This window comes from Streptomyces sp. DH12 (genome assembly GCF_020873895.1).
In the GTDB taxonomy this organism is placed as follows: domain Bacteria; phylum Actinomycetota; class Actinomycetes; order Streptomycetales; family Streptomycetaceae; genus Streptomyces.
Genome location: NZ_JAHWGT010000585.1, coordinates 1 through 552 on the forward strand (window position 1 = coordinate 1; position 552 = coordinate 552).

1 protein-coding gene is annotated in these 552 nt (G+C 69.9%); it reads right to left on the bottom strand.

Annotated features, from left to right (window positions below):
• Positions 1-552, bottom strand: a 552-nt coding sequence (locus LPA54_RS35905; RefSeq protein WP_228984742.1) for a glutamate-cysteine ligase family protein, incomplete at both ends; no start/stop codon positions are given.

Here is a 552-nt window from a genome sequence, read left to right on the forward strand (position 1 = left end):
CATCCGCGACCACACGGGCCGGTCCTCCTCCACCAGTGCGCGGGTGAGTCCGTAGTAGAAGGCGCCGTTGGCCAGCGTGTCCGCGACGGTCGGTCCGGCCGGCAGCACCCGGTTCTCCACGCGGACGTGCGGCTTGTCGCGGGAGACGGCGTACACCGGGCGGTTCCAGCGGTAGATGGTGCCGTTGTGCAGCGTCAGCTCGCCGAGGTCCGGGATGTCGCCCCGCAGCAGGGTCTCCGCGGGATCCTGGTCGTCGCACAGGGGGAGCAGGGCGGGGAAGTAGCGCAGGTTCTCCTCGAAGAGGTCGAACACGCTGGTGATCCACCGCTCCCCGAACCACACCCGGGGCCGCACCCCCTGCACCTTGATCTCCTGGGGGCGGGTGTCGGTGGCCTGCTCGAACAGCGGGATCCGCGTCTCGTGCCAGAGTTCCTTGCCGAACAGGAAGGGCGAGTTGGCCGCGAGGGCCACCTGCACCCCGGCGATCGCCTGTGCCGCGTTCCAGTACGCCGCGAAGTCCTCCGGGTCGACCTGGAGGTGGAACTGCGTGCT